Raw genomic sequence first — 355 nt, forward strand, 5'->3', positions numbered from 1 at the left:
GATGGCACGGTCACCGAAGTCGCCTCAGTGATCTGTAATAGCGATATCGTCTTGGGTATTATTCCCATGGGCACGGCCAACGCCTTAGCGCATGTGATTATGGGGATTGAGTCTAAAGCCTTTGGGGTTGATAAGGCCCTTGATGTGTTGATCAGTGGAGATGTTCAGGCCATAGACACAGCGCGCTGTAATGATGAGTTAACGTTGTTACTCATCGGCCTAGGGTTTGAGCAAAAAATGATTGAGAGCGCTCATCGCGACGCCAAAAATAACAGCGGCCAATTCGACTATTTGCAAGGCTTCTGGCAAGCACTTGGCGAGCATAAGGCGAAAGATTACGAGTTAACATTGGATG

1 protein-coding gene is annotated in these 355 nt (G+C 48.5%); it reads left to right on the forward strand.

The window, feature by feature from the left end:
• Nucleotides 1-355, forward strand: a 355-nt coding sequence (locus CWB98_RS23500) for a diacylglycerol kinase family protein (protein ID WP_283241227.1), incomplete at both ends; no start/stop codon positions are given.

Origin of the sequence: Pseudoalteromonas rubra (assembly GCF_005887115.1) — a bacterium.
In the GTDB taxonomy this organism is placed as follows: domain Bacteria; phylum Pseudomonadota; class Gammaproteobacteria; order Enterobacterales; family Alteromonadaceae; genus Pseudoalteromonas; species Pseudoalteromonas rubra_F.